The organism is Streptococcus infantis (assembly GCF_964243025.1).
In the GTDB taxonomy this organism is placed as follows: Bacteria; Bacillota; Bacilli; order Lactobacillales; family Streptococcaceae; genus Streptococcus; species Streptococcus infantis_N.
This window is the reverse complement of record NZ_CAXTDJ010000006.1, coordinates 39950-60217: the sequence shown is the minus strand read 5'-3', so window position 1 is coordinate 60217 and position 20268 is coordinate 39950. Positions and strand designations below refer to the sequence as shown.

At 39.6% G+C, this 20268-nt stretch carries 23 protein-coding genes; 14 read left to right on the top strand and 9 right to left on the bottom strand.

Features of this window, described 5'->3' with window-relative positions; translation table 11 throughout:
* Positions 1 to 16: 16 nt before the first annotated feature.
* Genes ACESNQ_RS07615 through ACESNQ_RS07605 form a run of 3 tightly spaced genes read left to right on the top strand, consistent with a single transcriptional unit; the run spans position 17 to position 2186 of the window.
* Positions 17 to 880 carry an ATP-binding cassette domain-containing protein gene (locus ACESNQ_RS07615; RefSeq protein WP_373075962.1) on the top strand — a complete coding sequence of 288 codons (864 nt, stop codon included), beginning with the start codon at positions 17 to 19 and terminating at the stop codon, positions 878 to 880.
* Between the two features lie 23 nt (positions 881 to 903).
* A complete protein-coding gene (locus ACESNQ_RS07610) occupies positions 904 to 1596 on the top strand; it encodes an ABC transporter permease (protein WP_373075961.1) in 693 nt (230 codons plus the stop codon).
* Positions 1597 to 1607: 11 nt separating this feature from the next.
* Positions 1608 to 2186 (top strand): hypothetical protein, encoded by a 579-nt coding sequence (locus tag ACESNQ_RS07605; RefSeq protein ID WP_373075960.1) that lies wholly within the window; start codon positions 1608 to 1610, stop codon positions 2184 to 2186.
* A 170-nt stretch (positions 2187 to 2356) separates the two neighbouring features.
* Here ACESNQ_RS07605 and ACESNQ_RS07600 read toward each other — a convergent pair whose 3' ends face one another.
* From ACESNQ_RS07600 to ACESNQ_RS07580, 5 genes are all read right to left on the bottom strand, one after another.
* Positions 2357 to 3370, bottom strand: a complete 1014-nt coding sequence (locus tag ACESNQ_RS07600) for a DUF6574 domain-containing protein (protein WP_373075959.1) — start codon at positions 3368 to 3370, stop codon at positions 2357 to 2359.
* Between the two features lie 29 nt (positions 3371 to 3399).
* Positions 3400 to 4347 (bottom strand): DUF4097 family beta strand repeat-containing protein, encoded by a 948-nt coding sequence (locus ACESNQ_RS07595; protein WP_373075958.1) that lies wholly within the window; start codon positions 4345 to 4347, stop codon positions 3400 to 3402.
* Positions 4340 to 4933, bottom strand: a complete 594-nt coding sequence (locus ACESNQ_RS07590) for a DUF1700 domain-containing protein (protein WP_373075957.1) — start codon at positions 4931 to 4933, stop codon at positions 4340 to 4342. Before ACESNQ_RS07590 ends, ACESNQ_RS07595 begins: the two co-directional genes overlap by 8 nt.
* Positions 4920 to 5246 (bottom strand): PadR family transcriptional regulator, encoded by a 327-nt coding sequence (locus ACESNQ_RS07585; protein WP_006153330.1) that lies wholly within the window; start codon positions 5244 to 5246, stop codon positions 4920 to 4922. Before ACESNQ_RS07585 ends, ACESNQ_RS07590 begins: the two co-directional genes overlap by 14 nt.
* A gap of 139 nt (positions 5247 to 5385) precedes the next feature.
* Complete coding sequence (locus ACESNQ_RS07580; protein ID WP_373075956.1) at positions 5386 to 6552, bottom strand: CynX/NimT family MFS transporter; 1167 nt, start codon at positions 6550 to 6552, stop codon at positions 5386 to 5388.
* A gap of 214 nt (positions 6553 to 6766) precedes the next feature.
* Here ACESNQ_RS07580 and ACESNQ_RS07575 point away from each other — a divergent pair, with 214 nt between their 5' ends.
* The 5 genes from ACESNQ_RS07575 (at position 6767) to ACESNQ_RS07555 (ending at position 11275) form a co-directional block, all read left to right on the top strand.
* A complete protein-coding gene (locus ACESNQ_RS07575; RefSeq protein ID WP_373075955.1) occupies positions 6767 to 7801 on the top strand; it encodes a glycosyltransferase family 2 protein in 1035 nt (344 codons plus the stop codon).
* 57 nt (positions 7802 to 7858) lie between these two features.
* Positions 7859 to 9709, top strand: coding sequence for a polysaccharide biosynthesis protein (locus tag ACESNQ_RS07570; protein WP_373075954.1), 1851 nt, complete (start codon positions 7859 to 7861; stop codon positions 9707 to 9709).
* 157 nt (positions 9710 to 9866) lie between these two features.
* Positions 9867 to 10226, top strand: coding sequence for a DUF805 domain-containing protein (locus ACESNQ_RS07565; RefSeq protein WP_373075953.1), 360 nt, complete (start codon positions 9867 to 9869; stop codon positions 10224 to 10226).
* Positions 10227 to 10377: 151 nt separating this feature from the next.
* Positions 10378 to 10842, top strand: a complete 465-nt coding sequence (locus ACESNQ_RS07560; RefSeq protein ID WP_373075952.1) for a DUF805 domain-containing protein — start codon at positions 10378 to 10380, stop codon at positions 10840 to 10842.
* A 73-nt stretch (positions 10843 to 10915) separates the two neighbouring features.
* A complete protein-coding gene (locus ACESNQ_RS07555) occupies positions 10916 to 11275 on the top strand; it encodes a DUF805 domain-containing protein (protein ID WP_223334458.1) in 360 nt (119 codons plus the stop codon).
* 76 nt (positions 11276 to 11351) lie between these two features.
* On the opposite strand, the gene ACESNQ_RS07550 is transcribed toward ACESNQ_RS07555, so the two are convergent.
* From ACESNQ_RS07550 to sdaAB, 3 genes are read right to left on the bottom strand one after another with little or no spacing between them, the layout of a single operon-like run.
* Positions 11352 to 11981 carry an HAD hydrolase-like protein gene (locus tag ACESNQ_RS07550; RefSeq protein ID WP_373075951.1) on the bottom strand — a complete coding sequence of 210 codons (630 nt, stop codon included), beginning with the start codon at positions 11979 to 11981 and terminating at the stop codon, positions 11352 to 11354.
* Positions 11982 to 12004: 23 nt separating this feature from the next.
* Positions 12005 to 12877, bottom strand: a complete 873-nt coding sequence (gene sdaAA, locus ACESNQ_RS07545; RefSeq protein ID WP_373075950.1) for an L-serine ammonia-lyase, iron-sulfur-dependent, subunit alpha — start codon at positions 12875 to 12877, stop codon at positions 12005 to 12007.
* Positions 12878 to 12885: 8 nt separating this feature from the next.
* Entirely contained in the window at positions 12886 to 13557 is a 672-nt protein-coding gene (gene sdaAB / locus ACESNQ_RS07540) for an L-serine ammonia-lyase, iron-sulfur-dependent subunit beta (RefSeq protein ID WP_004251057.1), read from the bottom strand.
* Positions 13558 to 13797: 240 nt separating this feature from the next.
* On the opposite strand from sdaAB, the gene apf reads away from it, so the two are divergent.
* Both apf and ACESNQ_RS07530 read left to right on the top strand, forming a co-directional pair.
* Positions 13798 to 14430: an aggregation-promoting factor gene (apf, locus tag ACESNQ_RS07535; RefSeq protein ID WP_373075949.1), complete on the top strand. Its 633-nt coding sequence runs from the start codon at positions 13798 to 13800 to the stop codon at positions 14428 to 14430.
* A gap of 270 nt (positions 14431 to 14700) precedes the next feature.
* Positions 14701 to 14904: a hypothetical protein gene (locus tag ACESNQ_RS07530; protein ID WP_368910470.1), complete on the top strand. Its 204-nt coding sequence runs from the start codon at positions 14701 to 14703 to the stop codon at positions 14902 to 14904.
* 178 nt (positions 14905 to 15082) lie between these two features.
* Here the strand turns inward: ACESNQ_RS07530 and ACESNQ_RS07525 are convergent, their stop codons facing one another.
* Positions 15083 to 15886, bottom strand: a complete 804-nt coding sequence (locus ACESNQ_RS07525) for a hypothetical protein (protein ID WP_006149033.1) — start codon at positions 15884 to 15886, stop codon at positions 15083 to 15085.
* Between the two features lie 279 nt (positions 15887 to 16165).
* Here ACESNQ_RS07525 and mnmA point away from each other — a divergent pair, with 279 nt between their 5' ends.
* The 4 genes from mnmA to mnmG all read left to right on the top strand — a co-directional run bounded on the left by mnmA (position 16166) and on the right by mnmG (position 20228).
* The gene (mnmA, locus tag ACESNQ_RS07520; RefSeq protein ID WP_373075948.1) at positions 16166 to 17287 is read left to right on the top strand and encodes a tRNA 2-thiouridine(34) synthase MnmA; all 1122 of its coding nucleotides are present in this window, start codon (positions 16166 to 16168) and stop codon (positions 17285 to 17287) included.
* Positions 17288 to 17426: 139 nt separating this feature from the next.
* Positions 17427 to 17882 carry an NUDIX hydrolase gene (locus ACESNQ_RS07515; protein WP_373075947.1) on the top strand — a complete coding sequence of 152 codons (456 nt, stop codon included), beginning with the start codon at positions 17427 to 17429 and terminating at the stop codon, positions 17880 to 17882.
* 8 nt (positions 17883 to 17890) lie between these two features.
* A complete protein-coding gene (locus tag ACESNQ_RS07510) occupies positions 17891 to 18322 on the top strand; it encodes an NUDIX hydrolase (RefSeq protein WP_373075946.1) in 432 nt (143 codons plus the stop codon).
* Entirely contained in the window at positions 18312 to 20228 is a 1917-nt protein-coding gene (mnmG, locus tag ACESNQ_RS07505; RefSeq protein WP_373075945.1) for a tRNA uridine-5-carboxymethylaminomethyl(34) synthesis enzyme MnmG, read from the top strand. Before ACESNQ_RS07510 ends, mnmG begins: the two co-directional genes overlap by 11 nt.
* Positions 20229 to 20268: the final 40 nt, after the last annotated feature.

Here is a 20268-nt window from a genome sequence, read left to right as displayed (position 1 = left end):
TGAAGGGAGAGAAACTATGAATCGTGTGATTTTAAGTCTTAAAAATATCGATAAAACATATGGAAAAGAACAGGTTCTCCATAATATTTCCTTTGATATTGAGCAAGGGGAAATATGTGGCCTTATCGGTGAAAATGGTGCTGGCAAGACAACATTAATGAGAATTCTCCTAGGACTCATTCGAGCTGATAAGGGAGAAATCAAAAGTGTTTCTCAGCATAAGATCGGCAGTATTATCGAATCACCTGCCCTTTATCCAAACTTGACCGGACGCCAACACTTGCAATATTACAAGACAAGATTTGGTTTAAAGACAGATATCATAGAAATGTTGGAATTGGTTCACTTGTCTGAACCATCATGGGATCGAAAAGTCAAAAACTATTCTCTTGGTATGAAGCAGAGGTTATCAATAGCGATTGCGCTTTTGGATAATCCAGAGCTCATTATCCTAGATGAACCCGTGAATGGTTTAGATCCTCAAGGGATTTCAGATTTAAGAAAAATGATTCTGAATTTAAGGGATCAGTTGGGAGTTACCTTTTTAATTTCAAGCCATATCTTATCAGAGTTGGAGTTTATAACAGATAAATATATCATCATGAAACAAGGAAAGATTCTAAATGTGATGAGTTCAAAAGAGCTAGCGAATGATTTATCTGAAAAAATTTTCCTAAAGACAAGTGATAATCAGATTCTAAAAATGTTTTTAGAAAAAGAGGGCGTTGCTCATTTTGAGCATGATGACTATCTGGTTGTGCCAGAAAAGGAAAAATTAATGACTATTTTGCAATATAGTGTTGCTTCAAATCTAGTGATACAGGATATTTATGTTAAGAAGGAACGCTTTGAGGACTACTATTTGCGTAATATTATCTGATGATTTAAGAAAGGAGGAGAGTCATGAATTCTCTTAAGGCAGATATGTATAAATTTTACTGGGAAAAAAGAGGAGTGCTTCCTAGTTTGTTGATAGGGTTATTAGTTTTGTTATTCTACCTATTTTTTAAGTCATCAAATGAAAATGACCCAGTATTTCGAGTGTTGATTTCAAATGTGAGTGGTTTTATTCCTTTGCTTTTCATCTCAGCTAATTTATTTTTCTGGGGGGAAGATTATAGTTTCCGTACGATCAATATTCTGCTCACAAAAGAAAAACAACGATGGAAGTTATTTTTATATAAAACTTTGGGAACCTTTTGTTTGTCTTTCCTATATGTGACTATTTTTTATAGTTTAACAGCTCTTGTTTATTTGGAGGGAGACTTGGTGTTGATTGTTTCGACCTTTTTACATCAGCTACCTTACTATTTGGTTATTATTAGTATCTCCTTATTGATTTTTCAAATATTTGATAAGGTTTATGAATCATGTATGATTTACACACTCTACATTTTACTGTTTGATAACCTATTGGTTTACGTTCTTCCAAATTACGGTGAGAGTGTGAAGGACTATTTGTTCATGACGTTAAATTTGAAAGCATCAGCAGATATCAGTTATTTTACCCTTATAAACGTATGCTATCCTATAGTGGTAAGTCTAGCAGTAATTGTCCTTGCCTTGGCTGTATTTAGTAAAAAAGAATTTAAGTAGGAGGACTAGTGATGAAAAAAATAGGAATCGTAATTGGGCTGTTGTTATTGATTGTAGTAGCTGGAATTTTGTTAACCTTAAAACGAGGAGAGACGACAGTCAGTGTAAAACAATCATGGACTCTTTCTTCTAAAAGTATTAAAACGTTAGAGTTTTATGGTTCAAAGCAAGCAATTGATCTTAAAGTTGTTAAGAGTGACTCCGATGAAACAACTGTTCAAATAGAAGGAAAAGTTTCCGAAGAATCAGTGAATAACATATCTAAAAATGTTAAGATAAGTTCAGATAGTCTATATATTCCGTTTTCGCAACATGGATTTAATTTGGCACTGAGTTCACAAGGGAAAGACAAGTTAGATGTAACCATTTCCTTAGGAAAAAATACTACTTTCGAAAAAATATTTATAGATACTCTCGTTGGCGATGTATCTATTACAGTTCCTGAAGACTTTGATGGAATCTATACTTTGCATATAAACAATACAGGAGAAATTTTAAGGGTCCCTACCACAAATCAAACTTCGAATAGCATCATTGAAGTTGATGGCTATAGTAAGATAAGTGTTGAAAAAGGAGAAAATAATGGTTAGTCACTATAAACAAGCAACTGTGCTGGATTGTGTAAAGGCTTGTGTAAAGACAATCATTTCTTACTATTTCCCAAAGCGAATCATGTAGATAATTTAAAACATTCAGTTTTTGTAGCGAAACTAGTATTTTCAAAATTAGAAAAATCCTGTCATTTTGACAGGATTTTTTCTTATATAAAGGCTAGGATTCGAAGATAATCGAAAACCAGTGCCATTTCTGCTAGGAAAAAGAGAAATAGGATGCTTCCGTTAACTAGAAAGGCCAAGAGAAGGCGATAGAAGGAGTCTGTTTGACTTTCCTTACTCGGCTTCGAGATAGTATAGAGGTTGGCAAGAAGTACCAGCCCAATGCTAATCAAGCAAAGCAATACTGCAAAACGTAGACTATTAAAGAAGGCAAAGAAACTCGCAATACCCGTGAGCAGGATAGGAAGGGCGAAGAGTCTGCTATACTCTTGCAAGGCTTTTTCCAGTGTCCAGTTACGGTCTTGGTCGACAAAGCGTTTGACTACAAATCCACACATGAGGATTGAAAAGAAGAAGAGACTTGTCGCTACTAGGATGGAGAAGACCGAGAAGAGATTGAGAGACGGGAATTGTTCCCTGAAGTGAGCATCGATGCTTGCCATACGACCATAGTAGCCTTGTTTGGCGTGATAAACTATAAAGAGAAAACTTGTAGCAGAAAAGATAGGTAGTAGCGCAAAGGCGTTATAACTATGTTTCTTATCTGTATCAAAACTAGTTGTGGGTTCTTTCAGAGCTCCTCGTAGCCAAATCCAAAAATCAGTAAATTCTTCTTTGAAGATTGCAGTTTTTGTAGGGACAGGATCTGGGACAAATGGACTTTCCAAAGATTTGCTAGGCTGAGATGCTTCCTTAACTGGTTCTTCTGCTTGGTCTGTCTTTGTTGCCAGTTCTTCTTGTTCTTCAGTCTCTACAGGTTCTTCTGACTTGTCTATCTTTTCTGTATTTTCCACGATTTCTTCGTGTTCGTCACTCTCTACTTTCTCTAGGTCAGTTTCCTTATCTTCTGGATTGGCTTGAGGATTTTCCTCAACTACTAGTGATTCTTCCTTTGTATCTGAATCTTCTTCAAGGAGAACTGAGTCGGATGGGCTATCTTTTTTATCATTGTTGGCTGTTTTCTCGAAATCAGCACTTTCGAACCATTCTTGAGTCATGATGAGACCTCCCTTTTGATTGTAACTTTTTATTCATGATGTCTATAAGAAGGCGAGCGAACCTCCTCTTTTGGTAGATTGATGTCTTGACCAGCTTTTGCGACAAGTAAATCTTGTGTATCTTTTTTCTCTGATTTGTAAGGATTAGAGAACTCTTCATCTTCCTTGTTTTCTTCGTTTGGATTATATCCTTCCCGACTACGATGATAGATGGAACCATGGTCAGAAGAAAGTTCTACATTAATTCTCTCAAGTTCTTTTTTAGCTAGCTTGATGACCATATCTTTTTTTGACTCTAGCTCCACCTTACCATGTACTTGAATATCCTCAGCAGAGATATGTTCATGGTCTGCTTGGATGCGACTATCTGTTAGACTGGTTTCAAATACATTGACAATTCCAGTTGTGATCAGTTGGCTATTTTTGATCTCGCTATCAGTGATACGAAGAAGATAGCCATTTGACAGAATCTTGGCATTGCTGAGTTTTGCATTGGCAATTGAAAGGATACGATGGTTTACCTGGGCAGTTAGATTTTTTAAGTCTTTTCCTCTTGGTAATGAGAGAACAACTTCATCATTGCGGCTAGAAATTCCGCTTGCGATAAAGAGGATACCTTCGACACTAGAGCCTATAGAGCGACGTGTAGTTGATTTGGTGTCAGAAATCTCAAGAGTTTTTTCTTTGGTAGAATGTTGAAGATTTTCTTTTTCAGAGATGGTTGGGTGATACTGGATGTGAATCTTGTCATCGTTTGACTCCGTAATGACGAGCGAATGTTCTGTTAGTGAAATGTTTAGATTTTCAATATCTTGGTCAAAAACGAGCTCTTCCATTCGACTTTCAAATACTGGATTTTGAGACATTGCAAGGAGGCTTCTGACACCATCTGTTTGGATGCCGATGATCATCATGGCAAAACCGATGATACTAGTAACAACACCAAAGATAAGAAATCCTTTTGTTAATTTACGCATGACTTTCACCTCTCTTTCCTCTATTAAGAATCCACTGAATAAGTCGAAGGATTAGTATTCCAAAGAAACGAGTCACATAGGACGTTGCCAGCAGAACTAAAGATGAAGCTCCAATAGCTAGCAAACCTCCACCAAAAATCAGCATAAAAGCAGATGTCGATTCAGCCAGAACGTAGAAGCTTTCAAATAGGAGAACGCCTCCTAGGATTAGCCCAGCTGCTGATACAGCAAAGAAGGCTAAAAGTACACTAATCGCAGCGATAAAAATCCCGATGATAGCCATGAGAAGACCAATCCCGACTGGAATCCCAATAGGTGCAGCCAGAAGTGCAAGGATTGCGATTTGTAAAACCTGACGGTTGTTCTTATTGGAATTTTCTCCGTTGATTTTTTTATCAAGAAGTGTAGTCAGGATGTCATGGGCAGCCTCTTTTGGACTACCGAGGCTAGCTATGAGTTCTTCCTCACCTTCTGGACCCGCATCATCAAAGAGTTCTTTGAAGTAGTCCATGGCTTCGATACGATCAGATTGAGGAAGCTTCATCAGATAGGCTTCAAGCTGATTCAAATATTCAGTTCTTGTCATGGCGAACGCTCCCTTCTATGATGCCGTTGATAGTGTCAGTGTAGAGTGTCCACTCTTCTCTGAGTACAAATAGTTGCTCCTCCCCAATCTCTGTTAAGGAGTAGTATTTCCGCATCCGACCTTGGTATTCGCGAGAGTATGTAGTCAGGTAGCGGTTGGTATCCAGTTTTTTCAAGATGGGGTAGAGGGTAGATTCCTTGATTTTGGCAATGAGTTTAATAGTTTGACTAATTTCATAACCATAGGAATCCCCTTGTTCTAGGATGGCCAAGATGAGAAATTCAATCAAGGCCGCTGATGTTGGAAAATACATGGGGCACCTCCTTTTTTAGTATGTAAAAATTTTATATATAATTATTCTACACATACATCATACATCTAAATGTAAGCCCTGTCAAGTAATATGTGTAAAATTTTTATATATAAAAAATCTTCTAGCAAAAACTAGAAGATTAGAGAATTTTATCCGATCTATCCACCATAAAGAGTGAGATCGTCATGATGATATCAATGACTAGGAGGGTAATAACAGCTGGGACCCAGGAATGGAACATGTCAAAGCTGTAACCAAAGAGGGCTGGGCCGACAGCTGCCAAAATGTAGCCGCCGGTCTGGGCAAGCCCAGACAATTGGGCTGTCTTTTCAGGGGAGCTAGTTTTGATGGAGAAGCAAACCATGAGATAAGGGAAAAGAGCGCTACAGGCAGTACCAATCAAGAGATGCGCTACTAACCAGTAGAGGAAACTCTTGCTCGGGTATAAGAGCATGGCAATTCCAAGCAATCCAGCGATAGAGATGACTGTCAGCATGATTTGACGGTGATGATTGGACAAACGCGTCGTTAAACTTGGAATGGTCATCGAGAAGGGGATACTAGTCAGAGAAAAGATCGAAGCTAAAAGACCGGCATCTGTGTGAGATAAGCCAGCACTGATTGCCATGGTAGGTAACCAGGTCATACTGGTATAGAAGAGTAAGGACTGAAGTCCACCGAATACAATAATAGCCCAAACTTCCTTGTTTTTTAAGATATTCTCTTTTTTTTGTTTTTTCTCACTTCCTTTTAGAAAATGATTGTGACGATGATTGGGGAACCAGACAACTAAAGTTAGTAAGCAGACCAAGGATAAACAGAGAATCAAGCCTTTCCAGGATGTTGCCTGAGTAATGGGGACTGAGAGATAGGAAGCAAGAGCCGTTGTAATCCCCATAGAGGTCACATAGATGGTTGTCAGAAAGCCAATTTTTTGTGGGTGATTGGCCTGAATGGCGCTAGGAAGGAGCACGTTAAAGATTGCAATACTTGCTCCGATGAGTAAAGTCCCTAGATAGAGTAGAGGAAGATTAAAGATACGAATCACTGAACCGATGGTCAATACGATAAGACTATAGGTGAAAAGGTGCTCGAGTCCAATTTTTTGAGCCAAACGAGTCGCAAAAGAGGAGAAGAGGGCAAACATCAAGAGAGGGAGACTGGTCAAAACACCAAGTGAACTAACTTCCACGCCTAAACCTTGGGCAATATCTCCCAAAATAGTTGGTAAAGCTGTGAAAGGAGCTCTTAAGATCGCTCCAATTAAGATAATTCCTAGAATAAAAAAGAGTGCTCGTTTTTTCATGTGAACCTCAGTAAGCTGATTTTGATAACAGCTTATTTTAATTTTTTTTCCTAAAGATGTCAAGTTGACCTGATGTGATTCGCTACGTAGCCGATAGAAATCATAGTAAAGAAGGACAATATATTTACTAGTTTTTTTCTGGGATTCAAATAAAAATATGAAAGTCTGAAAAATTGTGATAAAATAGTGAAAGAAAATAATTAGGAGACTGTAAGTGATTCAACAAATCGATAATTTAATCGTCTCTATTGTGATTAGTGCTTATAATGAAGAAAAATATTTACCGGGCTTAATTGAAGATTTAAAAAGACAGACATATAATAAAGAAGATATTGAAATTCTATTTATTAATGCAATGTCCACAGATAAGACAACCGATATTATTCAGCGATTTATCTCTGAGGATACTGAATTTAGGTCAATTAGATTGTATGATAACCCTAAAAAGAATCAAGCAAGTGGCTTTAATTTAGGGATTAAGAATTCTAATGGAGACCTTATTTTGAAGATTGATGCGCACTCCAAAGTCACAGAGAATTTTGTGAGGAATAATGTTGAGCTAATCAATCAGGGAGAATATATCTGTGGTGGCCCTAGACCGACGATTGTTGAAGGCGAAGGGAAGTGGTCAGAAGCTTTACATATCGTTGAAGAAAATATGTTTGGAAGTAGCATCGCAGATTATCGAAATAGTTCTCAAGACAGATATGTTTCTTCAATTTTTCATGGTATGTACCGTCGAGAAGTTTTTGAGAAAGCTGGTTTAGTCGATGAACAACTTGGAAGAACAGAAGACAATGAACTTCATTATCGTATCAGAAATCACGGATATAAAATAAGATTTAGTCCCAATGTTTTATCTTATCAATATATTCGACCAACATTTAAAAAGATGCTCCACCAAAAGTATTCAAACGGTCTGTGGATTGGATTGACAACTCATGTTAAACCAAGATGTCTATCTATTTTTCATTATGTTCCCTTTGCGTTTGTGTTAAGCATTTTTGTAAGTACTATGCTAATACCTTTTTCTCCATTGTTTTTAATGTTTCTAGTAGTAGTTTATAGCCTATTTGTAATTTCATTGACTATACTTACCTTATTGAAACATAAGAATGTAGCATTGCTCTTAATGCCATTTATGCTATTTTCAATCCATTTTGCCTACGGCATAGGTACAATAGTTGGGTTGATTAAAGGTTTTAAATGGAGAAAAAGTTATAAATCTGAAATTCAGTATTTAAATTAAGACTCCTTATCTCATGCTCAATTAAACATTTTCTCTGTATAGGAGGATACCATTCACATGAATAAAAAAATAACAGATTACGTAATTGATCTGGTTGAAGTATTAAATAAACAACAGAAACAAATATTTTGGGGATTTTTTGATATTGCCAGTATGGTCTTATCAATTATTGTTTCCTATATTCTATTTTATGGCTTGATTAATCCAGCCCCGGTAGACTATGTCATTTACACAGGTCTAACCTTCCTTTTCTACCAACTGATGATTGGATTCTGGGGGCTTAATGCAAGTATTAGTCGATATAGCAAAATAACAGATTTCATGAAGATTTTCTTCGGAGTAACTATCAGTAGTATCTTATCTTATGTGATCTGCTATGCTTTCTTGCCGCTCTTTTCTATCCGCTTTATCGTACTCTTTATCCTATTAACAACATTCTTGATTCTACTTCCTCGTATCACTTGGCAGTTGATTTACTCAAGACGTAAAAAGGGAAATGGAGCTGGAGAACACCGTCGTACCTTCTTGATTGGTGCTGGTGATGGTGGCGCTCTCTTTATGAACAGCTACCAACATCCTACTAGTGACCTTGAACTAGTTGGGATTTTGGATAATGATGAAAAGAAAAAAGGACAAAAACTTGGGAAAATCCCAGTTTTGGGGTCTTATGATGATCTACCAGAATTGGCTAAACGCTACAGAGTTGAAAAAGTTATCGTTGCGATTCCGTCTCTAGATCCATCTGAATATGAACGAATCCTGCAAATGTGTAACGGTATCGGTGTCAAATGCTTCAAAATGCCGATGATTGAGTCAGTTGTGCAAGGTATCCAGCCTCAAGCAGGCGGTTTCCAGAAAATTGATATCACGGACCTGTTGGGACGTAAAGAGATTCAGCTTGATGAATCACGTCTGGGTTCTGAAATCACTGGCAAAACAATCTTGGTGACTGGAGCTGGAGGTTCGATTGGTTCAGAAATCTGCCGTCAAGTTAGTCGATTCAATCCTGAACGTGTCATTTTGCTCGGTCATGGAGAAAACTCTATTTATCTGATTTACCATGAATTGATTCGCAAGTTCCAGGAAATTGATTTTGTTCCTGTCATTGCTGATATTCAAGATTACGATCGTTTGCTTCAAGTTTTTGAACAGTACGAACCAGCGATTGTTTACCATGCTGCAGCCCATAAACATGTTCCGATGATGGAGCGTAATCCAAAAGAAGCCTTCAAGAATAATATCCTTGGAACTTATAATGTTGCTAAGGCAGTTGACACCGCACGAGTTCCAAAAATGGTCATGATTTCGACAGATAAGGCCGTTAATCCACCAAACGTAATGGGAGCAACTAAACGTGTGGCTGAGTTAATTGTTACAGGATTTAATCAACGTAGCCAATCTACCTACTGTGCGGTTCGTTTTGGTAACGTACTCGGTAGCCGTGGTAGTGTAATTCCTGTCTTTGAACGTCAGATTGCTGAAGGTGGGCCTGTAACGGTGACAGACTTCCGAATGACTCGTTACTTTATGACCATTCCAGAAGCTAGTCGCTTGGTGATTCATGCGGGCGCTTATGCAAAGGATGGAGAAGTCTTTATCCTTGATATGGGCAAACCAGTACGCATTTACGATTTGGCTAAGAAAATGGTTCTACTCAGTGGCCATACTGAAAATGAAATTCCAATCGTAGAAGTAGGTATTCGCCCAGGTGAAAAACTATACGAAGAGTTGCTTGTATCAACTGAACTAGTTGATAATCAAGTAATGGACAAAATCTTTGTTGGTAAAGTAAATGTAATGCCTCTTGATATGATCAATCAGAAGATTGAAGAGTTCCGTACCTTGCAAGGTTCTGAATTGAAGAGAGCAATCATAGCTTTTGCTAATGAAACAACACATGCTGACTAAAAATAGACAAGATACTATCTGCAACTTCTGTTTATGAGAAGGAGCAGATAGTATCTTTTTTATACGTTTAAAGCAAGCTCTTTTGACTCATGCGTTGGCTTGTCAGGTTTCAACACTTATGATAAAATATAGTCATAAAAGAAAATAGGAGTATATTATGATTAACGCAATTAAAAATTTCTTTAAAGGTTATGTAGATTTTTCAGGATGTTCAACTCGCGCAGATTACTGGTGGATTTGGTTGGCAAACATTATCCTTTCTATTCCTCTCTACATGGCATACGGTGCTGCAATGGCAAATCCAGATAGTGAAGCTGCTATTATGACTTTGGGCTTAATCGGATTTGTCTATTTCATTTTTGGACTAGCAGTTTTCTTGCCTGGACTAGCATTGACAGTTCGTCGTCTACGTGACGCTGGTTTTCATTGGGCGCTCATCTTCGTTGGATTTGTTCCATTTGTTGGAAGTATCGCTCTTTTGGTACTCCTAGCTATGCCGACAAAGGAAACACTATAAGATTAACTATCTGAAGAATGCTACAAGGACGAAGAAGTTTCAGTCTTGTCGAATAATTTGCTAACACTCCCAGGTCTTTTACTAGATTTGGGAGTGTTCTATAACTGTACAGTATAGTATCTACTGATAAAATAAAAGTTGGGAGTATCATATGATTAACGCGTATAAGAATTTTTTTAAGAATTTTGCAGAGTTCACTGGGCGTTCGACGCGTCCAGATTACTGGTGGGTTTGGTTAGGAAACCTCATCCTTTCTATTCCTTTCTGGATTATCTATTTCTACACTGTATTTCTTAGTACCGTGATGGATTCAGTGAGCGATTCAGCCAGCGAAGCTACTTTCATGGTTTTTGGTTTAGTTGCCATTATTTATGCAATTTTCTACCTAGCAATCTTAGTACCGACTTTAGCTTTATCAGTTCGCCGTTTGCGTGATGCTGGATTCCACTGGGCCTTTATTTTCCTTCGCTTTGCTCCAATGGGAGGGATAGCTCTTTTGATTCTTTTCGCTATGCCGACAAAAGAAACTGAAGTGGTAAACTATAGTGAATCTCAAGTAGTCAAAAATGAAGAAGCCATCGAAGATACACCGTTCGAAGAATCAGATAAGAACTAAGAGATTCTTGTTTTACAGTTGAATCTTGTCTGGTAGTTCTCACGCCTGTTTAACATATAATTAGGAGTATCTTATGATTGAAGCCTATAAAAATTTCTTTAGAGGGTTTGCAGACTTTTCAGGACGTTCAACACGTCCAGACTTTTGGTGGGTTTGGATAATGAACACTATTTTGTCCATTCCTCTTTATATTACCTATTTTCAGACTGTCTTCACTGAAGAAGAAGTAGCAGACCCTATCGCAAGTGTGGGAATTCTGAGTTTTTATATCATTTTTTATCTAGTGATATTCATACCGAGTATCGCTCTAAGAGTTCGACGTTTACGTGATGCAGGCTTTCACTGGGCCTTCATTTTTCTCGCTTTCGCTCCAATGGGAGGATTTATTCTTTTAGTCCTGCTTGCAATGCCAACTAAGGAAGTAACTAGCTAATAAATGACAGATCAAAGCAAGAACAAATTAAAAAACACCCCAATTAAATTGGAGTGTTTTTTGTTTAGGGTTTCAATTATAGTTGACGTAAAATGTCTGCTGGTTGATGTGCGACCCAGTCAGGTTGATAGGTCATGAGGTCCTTCTCGTCACCAAATCCCCAAGTAACCGCTAGTTTTTTAATGCCAGTTTCTTGGGCACCAATCATATCAAACTTAGTATCTCCGATAAGGACCACTTTTTCTGGGTCCAATTTATGAGTTGCCAAAGCTTGACGAATGACATCTGCCTTATGCACCGCTTGAGGACTTGAACCATAGATGCCGTCAAAGAAGTGATCGATTTCAAAATTAGCTGTCATATGGACTGCTGTCGGAGTATTTTTTGTTGTCGTGATATAGAGAGGATACTGTTGGGCTAGTTCAGTGAGTAGTTCCTTGATTCGTGGAAATAGTTGGGCTTCGTAAACTCCTTTTTCCTTATAGTAAGAACGATAAAGCTGGATAGCTAGCTCAATCTGCTCAGTTGGTAAGCAACTAGCGAAACTAGTTTCCAAAGGTGGTCCCATAAAACCACGGATGGTTTTTGCATCTGGACTAGGGACTCCCAGTTGTTCAAAAGTATAGGTGAAGCCATTGTGAATACCGATAGAGCTGTCCACAAGGGTTCCATCTAAGTCGAAAAAGATGGCTGATAGGGATGACATTGATTCTCCTAGTAATCTTGAAATTATTCGCCGAAGATTTCTTTTTGAAGGCGACGGCCTGTTGGTGTGGCTGCGAGACCACCTTCGGCAGTTTCACGAAAGGCAGTTGGGAGGCTAGAGCCTACTTGGTACATGGCATCAATGACTTCGTCAACTGGGATTTTTGATTCAATACCGGCTAAAGCCATATCAGCTGCGATGAAGGCGAAGCTTGCTCCCATGGCATTACGCTTAACACATGGAACCTCAACCAAACCTGCAACGGGATCGCAGATAAGACCGAGCATGTTTTTGATAACGAAGGCGATAGCCTGACTCGCTTGATAAGGAGTTCCACCTGCAGCTAGAGTTAGGGCAGCAGCGCTCATGGCAGAGGCGGATCCAACTTCGGCTTGACAGCCTCCTTCAGCTCCCGAGATAGAAGCGTTATTAGCAATGACGAGCCCAAAAGCACCAGCAGCAAAGAGAAAATCTAGTTGTTGTTCATGACTTAAATGTAACTTTTGAATAGCGGATGTGAGAACTGCGGGAAGACAACCTGCACTACCTGCAGTCGGTGTCGCACACACAAGGCCCATCTTGGCATTGTGCTCATTAACGGCAATGGCGTTACGGGCGGCAGACAAGACAGTGAAGTCTGATAAGGTCTTTCCTTTTTTGATGTAGTGGTCGAGCTTAGCTGCGTCTCCACCAGTTAAACCACTACGAGATTTTTTTTCGCTGAGACCGAGTTCAACAGAGGCCTTCATGACTTCAAGATTGCGTTCCATGAGGAGGAGAACTTCCTCACGCTCACGACCAGTTAGCTCATACTCAGTCCTAATCATGAGCTCAGCAACATTTCCTTGGAAGTCAAGTTCGGCTTGTTCGACTAATTCTTTGATAGAGTAAAACATATTTTCTCCTATTGAAAGAAATTGACATTGTGCAAATGAGGAATTTTCCGAATCTCTTCGATAGATTCTTCACAGTTTCGACTATCAACTTCAATAATCATGATTGCTTTCTCGCCGGCTTTTTCTCGAGTTACATTCATTTGGGCGATGTTGATGCCGAAGCGAGAAAGAGCCTCGGTCACATGTGCAATCATACCTGGAACATCCTGGTGGACGATGATGATGGTAGGGGTGTTCATGTTGAGAGATACGGCAAAACCATTTAATTCTGTTACCTGGATATTTCCACCGCCGATTGAAATCCCTGTTACGCTGATAGTCTTACGATCGTTCTTAACAGTGATTTTCGTAGTATTTGGGTGGGGAGCATTACTATCCTTTTGGATGGTCCACACGATTTTAATGCCACGCTTATGGGCGATTTCTAAACTATTTGGAATTTCAGGATCATCCGTATCCATTCCCAAAATACCAGCTACAAGGGCAAGGTCTGTCCCGTGTCCACGATAGGTTTTTGCAAAAGAGTTAAAAAGCTGGAATTCAACCTCCGTTGGAGTATCATCAAAGATAGATGAAACGATTTTACCGATACGAACAGCTCCTGCCGTGTGACTACTAGATGGCCCAATCATGACTGGTCCAATGATATCAAAGACAGATTGAAAACGAAGTGATTGCATCTGTTTCCCCTTAAAAAGATTCTTACTTCTATTATAGCAAAGATTAGATGTAAGTGCTTAATTACTTTCTGAAATATATAAAAAGATTAAAAAGCTTTTATAACAAGGGTTTTGTAACAAAAAGTGGCTTTTTTAAGTAAATAAATCACAGTTTTGTAACATTTCTACACAAATTCGTTAACAAATAGTAACATTAGAAAGGTATCATGGTAGTATAAGAAAGAAGGAGAACTTTTTTAAATGAAATTAAACATTAAGACTAAACTTGCAGGATTTGCAGTTGTACTTGCTTTCCTTGCACCATCATTTACTTTTGCGCAAGAAACAAAAACTTATACAGTTAAACCTGGAGATACTCTTTCAGAAATTGCTGAGACTTACAACACAACAGTTGAAAAATTAGCTAAATTGAACAACATTAAAAATGTTGACCTTATCTTTATTGACCAAGTATTGGTTATCGATGGAGAAGCTCCAGTTGCTGAAACTACAACAACAGAAGCTCCTGTAGCAGCAGTTGAAGAAACTCCAGCAGTTGCTGAAACTGTTGTAGAAGAAACTACATACGAAGAAACTTACGAAGCTCCAGCTCCAGCTTCAGCACCTGCAGCAGCAGAAAGCTACTCAGCTCCAGCTGCAACTGTAAGCGGATCTGAAGCAGAAGCGAAAGAATGGATCGCTCAAAAAGAATCAGGTGGTAGCTACACTGCGACAAACGGACGTTACATCGGACGTTACCAATTGACAGATTCTTACTTGAACGGCGACTACTCAGCTGAAAACCAAGAACGTGTAGCAGACGCTTATGTTGCAGGACGTTACGGTTCATGGACAGCTGCTAAGAACTTCTGGCTTAACAACGGTTGGTACTAAGAAGATATAAAAAAGGAAGTCTCAATGACTTTCTTTTTTTGTTTACAAAGATATCAACTTCTCGCTCTAGTTCTGTTAGTAAGTGTTCATCTTTTACTAGCTTAGCTAAGGAGAGTCCATTTTGTATCAACTGAGTATCATTAGTACAAATGCCTATACGAATATAGGAAAACGTAAGTGTGTCATACTGTCTGCTTATTTTTGCTTCCTCCAAGAGAGTGTAGCAAAGCTGTTTGCAAAGTAACTTATCACCATTGTAAAGATAAAGAGTTGAGAGATTCAGCAGCAACATCATTTTTGTCATTTTTATTATATCTAAGCATGTCTACTAGTCCAATAATTGGACTAGTGATTGGACATACTGAAATAAATCCAATAAATTCTATTATTATAGCTCTGAGTACGATATGGGCATTAATTTTGGTATTATCAAGAGTGTATAGAAAATATTTTTATAGAGACGAAGATGACTAAAGTTTTTATCAATAATTGGCTCCATAATATCTATAGGGAATTAACCTGCTACCAATATCATAGAACCCTAAAAAAGAGCCCTAAACGGCTCTTTTTGTGTGTTTGCATTTGATGAGAGATCATTATAAACATTGGTGTTGAGGGCTTACAAGTTTATGGGATTTCGCCATCTAGATTATTAGTTAGACGAACTGGTTGTAACGCTATTAGACTCTGATTGAGAACCTGAAGAATCAGCAGTTTGACCTCCTGTATTAGCGCTATTATCTCCTCCACTACTAGTACTACCAGATGAAGACTGCTCAGCTGCAGGTGCTTGGGAATTAGATATGCTTCCATTTGTTTCTGGATAGCTTTGAATATAGCTACTATCTTCTGAACGGCTGGCTTCTATTCCAGCATCTCTAGTAGTCGTTTCCGTTTGGGTAGTTTTTTCTTCTTCTTTTTTGGTCAAGACTTCAACTTGTTTTTGGAATTTAGAGATTAGTTCTTGAATTGGTTTTATCTTTTCTTCAAGAGCAACTTGGTCGCTGGCAGAATTAATATTTTTAATGATGTCTATTATTTTTTGCAAGGAAGTGATGGCTGTCTCAAGTGTTTGTTTATCTTGAAACTGGCTATCAGAATCCTTTATATCTAATTTCAAAGCTTTTTCACTATAATGATTTGTAACTTTATCGGCAGTAGAAGCGAGAAAGTCTGCTAATGTCTTTTTGCCTTCATCAGTAGTTGGTTTTAATTCTTGAATTTTTTTCCAATCTTCTATAATGGTTTCAGAATCAATATTGAAGTCTTTAATGGCGTTTTTTACTTGTTCGACATCTTGTTGATTTTTTTGTTGTTTGATGAGAGCAACGTTCCCTCTCTCTGCTTGGATTTTTTCTTGATGGAGGACTAAGCCTGTCAAAAGTCCAATACCTGCAATAAGTGTAATAATAAAAATAGTATTTTTTGATTTTAGAATATCTTTGTAGTTGTTCACATTAGTCCTACGCACATGGATGATGGTGTATATATGGAATCATGTGCGCATTCCTCCTTATTAAAGTATATCATTTTTAGTTGATTTTAAAAATAAGTTTTTAAAGAGAATAGAGATTTAGGAATGAATTGATTTCTTTTGTATCCTATCTTCATGTATTGACAGAAGAGGTTGATAGTTTGTCAGTATCTTCCTTGTCTTCTCTAACCAAGCATGTTATAATGAAAACTGCTCAAACGACCTTCAATCGTGAATAAACGAATAGATGGGAGAACTACCATGAGTGATAACTCTAAAACACGTGTTGTCGTGGGGATGAGTGGTGGTGTTGATTCGTCGGTGACGGCTCTTCTTCTCAAGGAGCAGGGCTACGATGTGATCGGTATCTTCATGAAGAACTGGGATGACACAGATGAAAACGGCTTCTGTACGGCGACCGAAGATTACAAGGATGTGGCTGCAGTGGCAGACCAACTTGGCATTCCTTACTACTCTGTCAATTTTGAAAAAGAGTACTGGGACCGCGTTTTTGAGTACTTCCTAGCGGAATACCGTGCAGGACGCACGCCAAATCCAGACGTTATGTGTAACAAGGAAATCAAGTTTAAGGCCTTTTTGGACTATGCCATGACCTTGGGAGCAGACTATGTAGCGACTGGGCACTATGCCCGAGTGGCGCGTGATGAGGATGGTATCGTTCACATGCTTCGTGGCGTGGACAATGGCAAAGACCAGACCTATTTCCTCAGCCAACTTTCGCAAGAACAATTACAAAAGACCATGTTCCCACTGGGACATTTGAAAAAGCCTGAAGTTCGCAAACTAGCAGAAGAAGCAGGCCTTGCGACTGCTAAGAAGAAAGATTCAACAGGGATTTGCTTTATCGGAGAAAAGAACTTTAAAGAATTTCTCAGCAACTACTTACCAGCTCAGCCTGGTCGAATGATGACTGTGGATGGTCGCGATATGGGCGAGCATGCTGGTCTAATGTACTATACGATCGGTCAGCGTGGCGGACTTGGTATCGGTGGCCAACACGGTGGTGACAATGCTCCTTGGTTTGTTGTTGGAAAAGACCTAAGTCAGAATATTCTCTATGTAGGCCAAGGATTCTACCATGACTCGCTTATGTCAACTAGCTTAGAAGCCAGTCAGGTCCACTTTACTCGTGATATGCCAGAGGAATTTACGCTCGAATGCACGGCTAAATTCCGCTATCGTCAGCCTGACTCGAAGGTGACCGTCCATGTCAAAGGAGACAAGGCAGAAGTCATCTTTGCGGAACCACAACGTGCGATTACACCGGGACAGGCAGTTGTTTTTTATGACGGCGAAGAATGTCTCGGTGGTGGTTTGATTGACAATGCCTACCGTGATGGCAAGGTTTGTCAGTACATTTAGATTGACAAATGTTCTCAATTTGCTACAATAATAAAAGCAATAGAAATGATGGTCAAAGCTCATGGATGTTGCAGGCTTTTTTGTCCTGCACTTCTTACGAGTTTTGACTGTTTTTGTGTCGTTTTAAGGAAGGGACAACATGACTCAACAAGACTTTCGGACAAAAGTGGGAAATACGGTTTTTGGCGTTCGGGCGACAGCTTTGATTCTTCAAAACCGCAAGCTCCTAGTCACCAAAGATAAGGACAAGTATTACACTATTGGCGGTGCGATCCAAGTGAACGAAAAAACGGAAGAAGCCGTAGTTCGCGAAGTGGGTGAAGAACTGGGTGTCAAAGCTCAAGCTGGGGAGCTAGCTTTTGTGGTTGAAAATCGTTTTGAACAGGACGGTGTTTCTTATCACAACATCGAGTTTCATTATCTGGTAGACTTACTTGAGGATGCCCCATTGACCATGCAGGAAGATGAGAAAAGGCAACCCTGTGAGTGGATTGACTTGGACAGGCTTGAGGATATCCAGCTAGTTCCAGCCTTTTTAAAAACAGCCTTGCCAGCTTGGGACGGCCAACTAAGACACATTCACCTTGAAGAATAGGAGAGAAAATGATGGTTAAGCTTATTGCCCATGTGCTTGTTCATAGTGGTGGTGATTTTTTGCTTATTCAGCGTTCGGAAATTAAAAGAGGACAACCCAACGTTTATCCAACTTACTGGGATATTCCTGGTGGCGGGGTTGAAAAGGGTGAACTTCCGCGAGATGGAGCTCTTAGAGAATGTGTTGAAGAAGCGGGAGTTAGGCTAGATAGAGGATCGCTCAAACTTCTTCACGAAGATAGTCAACTGGATACCTCTAAGAATATTGTCTTTACTCGCTTAGTTTATAAAGCAGAGTGGGTTGGGGAGAAGCCAATTATCAGATTAGATCCTGAAGAGCATACACACTTTAAATGGGTTACTATGGATCAAGCTCTAGAGGAGGAGAAGATAGTTCCTTATTTACGAGAAATTTTTGAAAGGTTAAGAGATGACTTATAATTTTACAGAAGAATACGATATTATTGTAATCGGTGCGGGACATGCGGGGGTTGAAGCTTCCCTAGCTGCGAGCCGTATGGGTTGCAAGGTCTTGCTTGCGACTATCAACATTGAAATGTTGGCTTTCATGCCATGTAATCCGTCTATTGGTGGTTCTGCCAAGGGGATTGTCGTGCGTGAGGTAGATGCCCTTGGTGGCGAAATGGCTAAGACCATTGACAAGAGTTATATCCAGATGAAGATGCTCAACACTGGGAAGGGACCAGCTGTCCGTGCCCTTCGTGCGCAGGCTGATAAGGAACTTTACTCTAAGGAAATGCGCAAGACGGTTGAAAATCAAGAAAATCTAACCCTTCGTCAAACCATGATTGATGAGATTTTGGTGGAAGATGGCAAGGTTGTCGGTGTTCGTACAGCGACCCATCAAGAGTATGCTGCCAAGGCTGTTATCGTGACCACAGGGACAGCCCTCCGTGGGGAGATCATCATCGGAGATCTCAAGTACTCATCAGGGCCAAACCACAGTCTAGCTTCTATAAACCTTGCTGACAATCTCAAGGGACTTGGACTTGAAATCGGTCGTTTCAAGACAGGAACGCCTCCCCGTGTCAAGGCTTCTTCTATCAACTATGATGTGACAGAGATTCAGCCAGGAGATGAAACGCCAAATCACTTCTCATACACCTCACGTGATGAAGATTATGTCAAAGACCAAGTACCGTGCTGGTTGACCTATACCAATGGTACCAGTCATGAAATTATCCAGAATAACCTCCACCGCGCGCCTATGTTTACAGGTGTGGTCAAGGGAGTGGGACCTCGCTACTGCCCATCGATTGAGGACAAGATTGTTCGCTTTGCGGACAAGGAACGTCACCAGCTTTTCCTTGAGCCAGAAGGACGAAACACAGAAGAAGTTTATGTCCAAGGGCTTTCAACAAGTCTTCCTGAGGATGTCCAACGTGACTTGGTTCATTCTATCAAAGGTTTGGAAAATGCAGAGATGATGCGAACTGGTTATGCTATTGAGTATGACATGGTTTTGCCTCATCAGTTGCGTGCAACTCTGGAAACCAAGAAAATCTCAGGACTTTTCACAGCTGGTCAAACAAATGGTACATCTGGTTACGAAGAGGCAGCAGGTCAAGGGATTATCGCGGGTATCAACGCGGCTCTGAAAATCCAAGACAAGCCTGAGTTGATTTTGAAGCGAAGCGACGGTTATATCGGGGTTATGATTGATGACTTGGTGACTAAGGGGACCATTGAACCTTACCGTCTCTTGACCAGTCGTGCTGAATACCGCCTCATTCTCCGTCATGACAATGCCGATATGCGTTTGACCGAGATGGGACGCGAGATTGGGCTTGTTGACGATGAACGTTGGGCTCGTTTTGAAATCAAGAAAAATCAATTTGAAAATGAAATGAAGCGTTTAGACAGCATCAAACTCAAGCCAGTCAAGGAAACAAATGCTAAGGTTGAGGAGATGGGGTTCAAGCCATTGACAGATGCGGTGACAGCCAAGGAATTCCTTCGCCGCCCAGAAGTGTCTTACCAAGATGTGGTGGCCTTTATCGGACCTGCTGCTGAAGAGTTAGATGACAAGATTATCGAATTGATTGAAACAGAAATCAAGTACGAAGGCTACATTTCAAAAGCCATGGATCAGGTTGCCAAGATGAAACGCATGGAAGAAAAACGGATTCCAGCGAATATTGACTGGGATGATATTGACTCTATCGCGACAGAAGCTCGCCAGAAGTTTAAGCTCATCAATCCAGAAACCATCGGCCAAGCTAGCCGTATTTCAGGTGTAAACCCAGCAGATATTTCCATTCTTATGGTGTATCTGGAAGGTAAAAATCGAAGCATTTCTAAAAACTTAGAAAAGAAAGCTGACTAAAAATAAAAAGCTGAATTCTCTATTGAGGGATTCAGCTTTT

Bases quoted from the DNA above. Each gene is read 5' to 3' on its own strand.
- ACESNQ_RS07600 (WP_373075959.1), bottom strand. From the start codon at position 3,370: ATGACTCAAGAATGGTTCGAAAGTGCTGATTTCGAGAAAACAGCCAAC.
- apf (WP_373075949.1), top strand. From the start codon at position 13,798: ATGAAATTAAACATTAAGACTAAACTTGCAGGATTTGCAGTTGTACTT.
- mnmG (WP_373075945.1), top strand. From the start codon at position 18,312: ATGACTTATAATTTTACAGAAGAATACGATATTATTGTAATCGGTGCG.
- ACESNQ_RS07570 (WP_373075954.1), top strand. From the start codon at position 7,859: ATGAATAAAAAAATAACAGATTACGTAATTGATCTGGTTGAAGTATTA.
- ACESNQ_RS07550 (WP_373075951.1), bottom strand. From the start codon at position 11,981: ATGTCATCCCTATCAGCCATCTTTTTCGACTTAGATGGAACCCTTGTG.
- ACESNQ_RS07585 (WP_006153330.1), bottom strand. From the start codon at position 5,246: ATGTATTTTCCAACATCAGCGGCCTTGATTGAATTTCTCATCTTGGCC.
- ACESNQ_RS07515 (WP_373075947.1), top strand. From the start codon at position 17,427: ATGACTCAACAAGACTTTCGGACAAAAGTGGGAAATACGGTTTTTGGC.
- mnmA (WP_373075948.1), top strand. From the start codon at position 16,166: ATGAGTGATAACTCTAAAACACGTGTTGTCGTGGGGATGAGTGGTGGT.
- ACESNQ_RS07565 (WP_373075953.1), top strand. From the start codon at position 9,867: ATGATTAACGCAATTAAAAATTTCTTTAAAGGTTATGTAGATTTTTCA.
- ACESNQ_RS07615 (WP_373075962.1), top strand. From the start codon at position 17: ATGAATCGTGTGATTTTAAGTCTTAAAAATATCGATAAAACATATGGA.
- ACESNQ_RS07590 (WP_373075957.1), bottom strand. From the start codon at position 4,933: ATGACAAGAACTGAATATTTGAATCAGCTTGAAGCCTATCTGATGAAG.
- ACESNQ_RS07595 (WP_373075958.1), bottom strand. From the start codon at position 4,347: ATGCGTAAATTAACAAAAGGATTTCTTATCTTTGGTGTTGTTACTAGT.
- ACESNQ_RS07610 (WP_373075961.1), top strand. From the start codon at position 904: ATGAATTCTCTTAAGGCAGATATGTATAAATTTTACTGGGAAAAAAGA.
- ACESNQ_RS07580 (WP_373075956.1), bottom strand. From the start codon at position 6,552: ATGAAAAAACGAGCACTCTTTTTTATTCTAGGAATTATCTTAATTGGA.
- ACESNQ_RS07560 (WP_373075952.1), top strand. From the start codon at position 10,378: ATGATTAACGCGTATAAGAATTTTTTTAAGAATTTTGCAGAGTTCACT.
- ACESNQ_RS07510 (WP_373075946.1), top strand. From the start codon at position 17,891: ATGATGGTTAAGCTTATTGCCCATGTGCTTGTTCATAGTGGTGGTGAT.
- sdaAB (WP_004251057.1), bottom strand. From the start codon at position 13,557: ATGCAATCACTTCGTTTTCAATCTGTCTTTGATATCATTGGACCAGTC.
- sdaAA (WP_373075950.1), bottom strand. From the start codon at position 12,877: ATGTTTTACTCTATCAAAGAATTAGTCGAACAAGCCGAACTTGACTTC.
- ACESNQ_RS07605 (WP_373075960.1), top strand. From the start codon at position 1,608: ATGAAAAAAATAGGAATCGTAATTGGGCTGTTGTTATTGATTGTAGTA.
- ACESNQ_RS07555 (WP_223334458.1), top strand. From the start codon at position 10,916: ATGATTGAAGCCTATAAAAATTTCTTTAGAGGGTTTGCAGACTTTTCA.